Origin of the sequence: Siminovitchia thermophila, assembly GCF_016909185.1 — a bacterium.
GTDB classification, from domain to species: domain Bacteria; phylum Bacillota; class Bacilli; order Bacillales; family Bacillaceae_C; genus Siminovitchia; species Siminovitchia thermophila.
Genome location: NZ_JAFBFH010000023.1, coordinates 65913 through 72919 on the forward strand (window position 1 = coordinate 65913; position 7007 = coordinate 72919).

Genomic DNA, 7007 nt, shown 5'->3' on the forward strand with positions numbered 1-7007 from the left:
TTAGAAAGGTACTGTACGTTGTATAGTAGTGGTTATAAAAAGTGAGGTGACAAAAGGTGAACGTTCAGTTTAAAAAAGGAGTATTGGAGCTTTGTGTCCTGGCTCTGCTTCATAAACAAGATCGTTACGGATATGAACTTGTTCAAAAAATATCCGATCAAATAGCGATTTCTGAAGGATCGGTGTATCCACTGTTGAGACGGTTGACGAAGGAAGGTTACTTTAGCACCTATCTGAAGGAATCGACGGAAGGGCCCTCCAGAAAGTACTATAAGCTAACTAAGAGCGGTAGAAATTATCTGCAGAAGCTACTTAACGAGTGGGAAAAATTTACTGAGGGTGTCAACCAATTAATTAAAGAAGGTGTGAAAAATGACTAGAAATGAATTTTTGAAGGTACTCAATTCAACCTTACAAAATGTTCCAGAGGAAGAACGATTAGACATCATTCAGGATTTTAAAGAATATTTTGATGCGGGACAAATGGAAGGCAAGACGGAAGAGCAAATTTCCACATCTTTGGGTTCTCCCCGGAAAATAGCCAAAGAATTGCTTGCTTCTTACCATTTGGAAAAAGTTGAAGCGACAGCCTCGGCCGGGAATATCATGCGTGCAGTATGGGCGGTCATTGGTTTGGGGTTTTTTAATGTAGTGATTGTACTTGGGCCATTTGTCGCGGTAGCCGGTATTGTTGTTGCCGCATGGATAACTGGAGCGGCATTCATTTTATCCCCGCTTTTGGTTTTGGCAAATACAATCATTTTTCCCGGTACGTTCATGTTCTTTGATTTATTTTCATCTTTGGCACTCGCGGGAATTGGGATTTTTATCGTCATTGGAATGTATTTTGCCACACAAGCCATCTCAAGCGGTTTTATCCGTTACCTCAAATTTAATATGAGGATTGTTAAAGGAGGATTAAAACGTGACTAGATTAAAAAAATTGGCGATCATCGCAAGCCTGCTTTTAGTAGTGGGAGTTGTGGGCAGCTTACTGACATATAAATCCATGATAAAGGCAGAAGATGTTTTCGAAGAAAAAGAGTTGGATGCGGAGAATATCACTGATATACAAGTGAATGTTGACCACGCGAAAGTGGACATTGTACCTATGCAGGCGACAGATAAAATAACTGTTGAATTGACGGGCAAAGTGGCAAAATATAAAAAATATAAATTGGAAGCCAAAACCGAAGGTAATTCTGCCATTATCAAATTAAATGAGAGACAAAGAAAGCTATTTAGTATGAACTTTTTTAACGAAAGCTTTTATTTAAAAATAGGCGTACCCGAAAAGGAATATGATACGATCGCAGTCGAAGTGGTGAATGGCCTTATTCAAGCAAGCGGGTTACATGTCAAGAGTGGGACGGTTCGGACGGTTAATGGAAAAATTGATTTGAAGGACATTCAAAGCTCAAGTATGGAAACGAGATCCGAGAACGGCGCAATTCATATGAATGAAGTCACTGGAGAGTTAAAGGGCAGAGTAACGAATGGCAACATATCTTTATTGTCGAACAACTTGGAACGCTCTATCGACTTTGCATCCACTAATGGTCAGATTAGAATCGAAACTGACCACGAACCGAATAATGTCTCTTTTGATGTTAGTGTTACAAATGGCGATGCTGAAATTTTTGGAAGAACAGCGAAAGACGTCAAGTTTGGAAATGGAGAACACCTCATCAAGCTGAAAACGATAAACGGGAAAGTTAACGTGAATGAATAAGATGAAGCGCGCTGAAAAAAGTGATAACAGGTATTAAAGAGGTGGGTATCCAAAGTCCGAAAAAATCGCCTATTCGATACTCCCTCTTCTTAGCTCTAAAAAAATAGTAGAGGCTGTCCAGCTTGAATATGAAAAAACAAGGCCCAAGAATGCTGTGAAATCAATATTCTTGGGCTTTGAACGTTAGTGGTTATACTCTAAATTGGACTTTTTAGACAGCCCGTTTTTTAGGGTTTATGCTTCAATTGCTCCTGGGCCATCTTGATCATTTCTTTTACCATACTGCCCCCAATGGGGCCGCCCACCTTTCCGGCCTGCTCCGCCGTTAATTTTCCATTGTAGCCTTTTTGAAGAGGGATCCCTTTTTCTTCGGCAACTTCGTACTTTACATGGTCGGGATTTTTCATGTCTACTGGATAACCTTTTTCCTTCATCACGCGTGCCTTCATTTTATCTAAAGCTTCCCGTGCTTCGGGAACCAAAATTTTATTTTTCCTTGCCATTTTTCGTCCTCCTTTGTACATAGTATTCCCAGAGGAGGAGAGTTCACGCATTTTTACGCAGTTCAATGGAACCTTTTACAATAAGCAACAGAATGGCGATGATCAACAACAGACATCCTGTAAATACAAACCCGCCGTTAGCCGTCAGTTGCAACATTCCGGTAATGCTCGATCCGGCAACAACGCCAATGGAAAAGAACGCATAAAAGTAGCCATAAGCTTTTCCGCGATTTTGATCTGTAGTCGATTCAATGAGCAGTGTGTTGATAGATGGAAATAAAAAGGCAAAGCCGGTTCCGTATAAAGCCATAAACAGATAAAGGATGGACAAGCTTCCACCCATGCTGATCAGCAGAAGGCTTACTCCCATCAAAGACATGCCAAAAACAAGTAAACGTATCGGCTTAATTCGATCGAATAGGCGGTTTGTCGGTAAAATAAAAATGAGAACAGCGATGATCCCGAAAGTGCTAAGAAGCATGCCGCTTGTTTTCGTGTCACTACCAAGCTCCGCCACCTTTAGCGGGAGCATATAGGCTAATACGCCTTGAGAGAACATCAGAAAAAAAGCTCCCGAAAATGCTTTTACAACGGAAGGAGTTTTAAACAACTCGCGAACTGGGCGTTCCGTTTGTCTGACAGAAGATTTCGGAGAAAGATGGGCAGTTCTTAAAAAAATGAACGCCAAGGCCCCCAAAAGAAACATACAGGCTGCGGTCACAGTGAAGACGGTGACTTCGCTTGTCCGGCTTGCCAAAATCCCGCTAAACGCCGGTCCGGTGATCGCAGCAACCCCAATAAACGCCCCTGAAATGGCGGCATGTTTGCCCTTTTTATTGTTTTCAGATGTATTCGCGATGAATGTAAACGCAGCCGGCATAATTAGTCCCGCTGTACATCCGTGAATAAAGCGCACAATAAGCAGGATATATGCATTCGCTGCCAGATGGTAAAGCAGCAATGAGCCGCCTGTCAACAGCAAGCCGGCCATTAAAAGCCGAAAAGGCCCCTTTTTATCTGTTAAAAAGCCCGAGGCAACATTCCCGATCATATTGGAAAGTGAATACATGCCAACGGCCAGGCCGGTTAGAAATGGCGTTGCTCCGACGGAACCTGCTAGTGGGGTAATGATCGGCAGTTGTGTAAATAAGTCGAAAAAAGAAAAAAAGATAATAGCATAAACGATCGCGCGCATATCGTGATTACTCCCTGAAATGTTATTTACCCTCTATTCTCTCGTGTTCACTGCATTTAGGCAAAAGTTACGCATTCGAACATTGAAATTTACGTCTCATTGTTCATCGGGAATGAGCATATTCCCACGATAAATATTTGTTGACGAAAGCCATGTGACACGGTGTTTCCGAGTGCTATAATAGATTTACAAGGTTTTTTTATGTAATGCTCGGTCGTCCATAGGGCGAAATGTGATTTATTTTTTCCCCATTAAATGATGGTATGTTGAAGCGAAGCCCCGAAAATGATTTTCCGGGGCTTCCTCATGATGGCTGAGGGTGCTAATCTAAAATGAAGACTCATTTACGGGATTGTGCCATTTAGCATTAGATGAAAGGGAGGGATAAAAAATATGAAAGTGTCATTATTTATTACATGTTTGGCGGATGTTTTTTACCCGGAAGTCGGAATGAATGTCGTAGAGGTGCTGGAACGGGCAGGATGCGAGGTTGATTTTCCGGAAGAGCAGACATGCTGTGGCCAGCCTGCATATAGCACTGGATATGTGGAAGATGCCAAAGAAGCGATGAAGCAAATGATTCATGCCTTTGCCGATTCCGAGTACGTTGTAACGCCATCCGGCTCGTGCGCTTACATGTTCAAGGAATATCCTGACATTTTTAAAGGAGATCCCCATTGGGAACTTAAAGCAAAGGATTTGGCGAATAAGACGTATGAGTTCAGCCAATTTCTTGTAGAAGTGCTGAGGATGGAAGATGTTGGTGCTTCTTTTAAAGGACGGGCCACTTATCACAAATCGTGTCATATGACACGATTGCTCGGGGTAAGTGAGGCTCCTTTCACTTTGTTAAAAAATGTGGATGGGCTGGAGCTGGCATCTTTGCCCAGAAGTCAGGACTGTTGCGGGTTCGGTGGTACTTTTTCAGTGAAAATGGGCGATATCTCATCAGCAATGGTGGATGAAAAAGTGAAGCACATCAAGGAAACGGGTGCAGATGTGCTCGTTGGCGGTGACTGCGGCTGTCTGATGAACATCGGTGGAAGGATTAAGCGGGAAGGCCTGCCAATCAAGGTGATGCATCTTGCTGAAATGTTGAATAGGAGGGGGGAGAAGTAAATGGGAATAAAAATTGGCAATGCCGCGTTTGACAAACGAGCCGACGAAGCTCTTCATGATCCTGATGTGCAAAGGGCTGTGCCTCCTGCCCAGGAACGGCTGCAATCCGTCCGGCTGAAAGCAGTTGATGAACTGGGCGATTGGGAAGAATGGCGGGATCTTGGTGAGAAAATCCGCTCGCACACGATTGAACATCTTGACTATTATTTACAAGAGCTAAGCGATAGTGTGGCGAAAAGAGGCGGTCATGTGTTTTTCGCCGAGACTGCCGAAGAAGCCAACAATTATATTGAACAGGTTGTCCGACAGAAGCAGGCAAGGAAAGTGGTAAAATCGAAGTCGATGGTGACGGAGGAAATCGGCTTGAATCCAGTTTTGGAAAAAGCCGGCTGCGAAGTGATCGAAACGGATCTTGGTGAATATATCATTCAACTGGATAATGATCATCCATCCCATTTTATTGGCCCGGCTCTTCATAAAACGAAAGAACAGGTTCGGGATATTTTTTCAAAAAAGCGGGGTTACTCGGGATCTGAAAAGCCGGAAGAGTTGACACGGTTTGCCCGGGAACAGCTTCGGAAGGAATTTTTATCAGCCGATGTCGGCATTACCGGCTGCAACTTCGCGATCGCCAATTCGGGAACGGTCGGCATTGTGACGAATGAGGGGAATGCGCGGCTTTCCACGACGGTGCCAAAGACGCAAATCACTGTCATGGGCATGGAGCGGCTCGTTCCAACGTGGGAAGATTTTGAGGTGATGGTTTCCTTGCTTTGCCGCAGTGCTGTTGGACAAAAACTCTCCACATATGTAACAGCTTTGAGCGGACCAAAGATGGAAGGGGAAGCGGATGGGCCGGATGAATTCCATTTGGTAATCGTTGACAACGGACGTTCACGGATTCTTGGAACAGAGTTCCAATCTGCTCTGCATTGCATCCGATGTGCCGCCTGTGTCAATGTTTGTCCGGTTTATCGCCATATTGGCGGGCATGCCTATGGCTCGATTTACCAGGGGCCGATTGGCGCAGTTTTAACGCCGCTTTTAGGAGACTATGAGGAATATAAAGAGCTTCCTTACGCCTCATCTTTGTGTGCGGCCTGCACGGAAGTTTGTCCGGTTCGTATTCCGCTGCATGAATTGCTTTACAAACACCGGCAGCGGATCGTTCAAGACGGAGGCCATGCGCCAGCCGGCGAAAAGATGGCTATGAAAACATTCAGGAAAGTGACTTCATCTAGCCGATTTTATAGGGTTAGTACAAAGTCTGCGACGGTTTTTCGGGGAATCATTTCAGGCATGTCGAAAAAAGGGCCAAAGCCGATAAGGGGATGGACGCAATCGCGGGACCTTCCTTCAGTGGGGAAAAAGAGGTTCCGGGACTTGTACAAAGAACGAAACAAGGGGGCGGGCAAATGACAGAAAAGGGTAAAGCCATAAACACTGTTTTGCAACATGCAAATAAGCAAGGAAGTTCTGATCAGCCGGAATCGGAAATCAATACTTCCAGTTTGAGTTTGCATGATCAAGGCGTTGCAACTCATCCGCGGGCTGGGGCCACTGAAAAGTCTTCGGGCGGAGAGCTTTCGCAACCGCAAGGCAATATCGTCAATCGTGAAGGATTCCTTGATCGTTTGGCTGAAAGTTTTGGCAGAGCGCGTGTGAGGGAAAAGCCTGTCCGCCCTGATTGGGGACATAAGCCTAAGCCGCAATGGGAGGTTTTTTCCGGGTATTCACGTACCGAGCTGGTTGAAGTTTTGAAGGAGCAGTGTCTTTTTGTTCATACGGAAGTAATTGAAACAAATAAAGCCGGGTTGGGAGCCGCTTTAAAAGAGGCGATCGATCGAAGTGAAGCCAAAACGGTGGTTACCTGGGATGACCCCCGATTTGCTGAATTTGGTTTGGACGAGGTGTTAAACGGGGCAGACTACGAGGTGTTTGAATGGGATTCGAATGATCGGGATGCGGGCATCGCCGCGGCCGAGCGGGCCGATGTCGGAATCACCTTCAGCGATATGACGCTGGCTGAATCCGCCACAGTCGTTCTTTTCTCTGGTGAAGGCAAAGGCCGATCGGTGAGCCTCCTTCCGACAAATTATATTGCGGTTATTCCGAAAAGCACCATTGTCCCGCGGATCACCCAGGCCGCGGCTGAAATTGACAGAAGAATCGCGGCAGGAGAAACGATAGCTTCCTGTGTCAACTTCATTTCCGGACCGAGCAACTCCGCTGACATCGAAATGAGCCTCGTCGTCGGCGTGCACGGTCCAGTCAAAGCCACTTACATCATTATGGATGACGCCTAACCGGGGCGGAGGGGGATGGGTATTGGAGCGTGCAGAGCTTTGGCTCTGTCACGCTCCAATACCCGCGGATAGAGAAAAATACCCGCGGATAGAGAAAAATACCCGCGGATAGAGAAAAATACCCGCGGATAGAGAAAAATACCCGCGGATAG

General features: G+C 45.4%; 8 protein-coding genes. 6 read left to right on the top strand and 2 right to left on the bottom strand.

What is annotated here, in order from left to right; all coding sequences use genetic code 11:
• Positions 1–56: 56 nt before the first annotated feature.
• From JOC94_RS15285 to JOC94_RS15295, 3 genes are read left to right on the top strand one after another with little or no spacing between them, the layout of a single operon-like run.
• Positions 57–380, top strand: a complete 324-nt coding sequence (locus tag JOC94_RS15285; protein ID WP_077113866.1) for a PadR family transcriptional regulator — start codon at positions 57–59, stop codon at positions 378–380.
• Complete coding sequence (locus tag JOC94_RS15290) at positions 373–933, top strand: DUF1700 domain-containing protein (RefSeq protein WP_077113865.1); 561 nt, start codon at positions 373–375, stop codon at positions 931–933. Before JOC94_RS15285 ends, JOC94_RS15290 begins: the two co-directional genes overlap by 8 nt.
• Positions 926–1732 carry a DUF4097 family beta strand repeat-containing protein gene (locus JOC94_RS15295; protein WP_077113864.1) on the top strand — a complete coding sequence of 269 codons (807 nt, stop codon included), beginning with the start codon at positions 926–928 and terminating at the stop codon, positions 1730–1732. Before JOC94_RS15290 ends, JOC94_RS15295 begins: the two co-directional genes overlap by 8 nt.
• A gap of 227 nt (positions 1733–1959) precedes the next feature.
• Here JOC94_RS15295 and JOC94_RS15300 read toward each other — a convergent pair whose 3' ends face one another.
• Both JOC94_RS15300 and JOC94_RS15305 read right to left on the bottom strand, forming a co-directional pair.
• The gene (locus JOC94_RS15300; protein ID WP_077113863.1) at positions 1960–2235 is read right to left on the bottom strand and encodes an alpha/beta-type small acid-soluble spore protein; all 276 of its coding nucleotides are present in this window, start codon (positions 2233–2235) and stop codon (positions 1960–1962) included.
• Between the two features lie 43 nt (positions 2236–2278).
• A complete protein-coding gene (locus JOC94_RS15305) occupies positions 2279–3430 on the bottom strand; it encodes an MFS transporter (RefSeq protein ID WP_077113862.1) in 1152 nt (383 codons plus the stop codon).
• Positions 3431–3823: 393 nt separating this feature from the next.
• Between JOC94_RS15305 and JOC94_RS15310 the strand changes: the two genes are divergently transcribed.
• From JOC94_RS15310 to JOC94_RS15320, 3 genes are read left to right on the top strand one after another with little or no spacing between them, the layout of a single operon-like run.
• A complete protein-coding gene (locus tag JOC94_RS15310; RefSeq protein WP_077113861.1) occupies positions 3824–4549 on the top strand; it encodes a (Fe-S)-binding protein in 726 nt (241 codons plus the stop codon).
• Positions 4550–5968: a LutB/LldF family L-lactate oxidation iron-sulfur protein gene (locus JOC94_RS15315; protein ID WP_077113860.1), complete on the top strand. Its 1419-nt coding sequence runs from the start codon at positions 4550–4552 to the stop codon at positions 5966–5968.
• Positions 5965–6855 (top strand): LutC/YkgG family protein, encoded by an 891-nt coding sequence (locus JOC94_RS15320; protein ID WP_083717724.1) that lies wholly within the window; start codon positions 5965–5967, stop codon positions 6853–6855. The genes JOC94_RS15315 and JOC94_RS15320 overlap by 4 nt, the downstream gene beginning before the upstream one ends.
• Positions 6856–7007: the final 152 nt, after the last annotated feature.

Bases quoted from the DNA above. Each gene is read 5' to 3' on its own strand.
- JOC94_RS15290 (WP_077113865.1), top strand. From the start codon at position 373: ATGACTAGAAATGAATTTTTGAAGGTACTCAATTCAACCTTACAAAAT.
- JOC94_RS15300 (WP_077113863.1), bottom strand. From the start codon at position 2,235: ATGGCAAGGAAAAATAAAATTTTGGTTCCCGAAGCACGGGAAGCTTTA.
- JOC94_RS15305 (WP_077113862.1), bottom strand. From the start codon at position 3,430: ATGCGCGCGATCGTTTATGCTATTATCTTTTTTTCTTTTTTCGACTTA.
- JOC94_RS15310 (WP_077113861.1), top strand. From the start codon at position 3,824: ATGAAAGTGTCATTATTTATTACATGTTTGGCGGATGTTTTTTACCCG.
- JOC94_RS15315 (WP_077113860.1), top strand. From the start codon at position 4,550: ATGGGAATAAAAATTGGCAATGCCGCGTTTGACAAACGAGCCGACGAA.
- JOC94_RS15320 (WP_083717724.1), top strand. From the start codon at position 5,965: ATGACAGAAAAGGGTAAAGCCATAAACACTGTTTTGCAACATGCAAAT.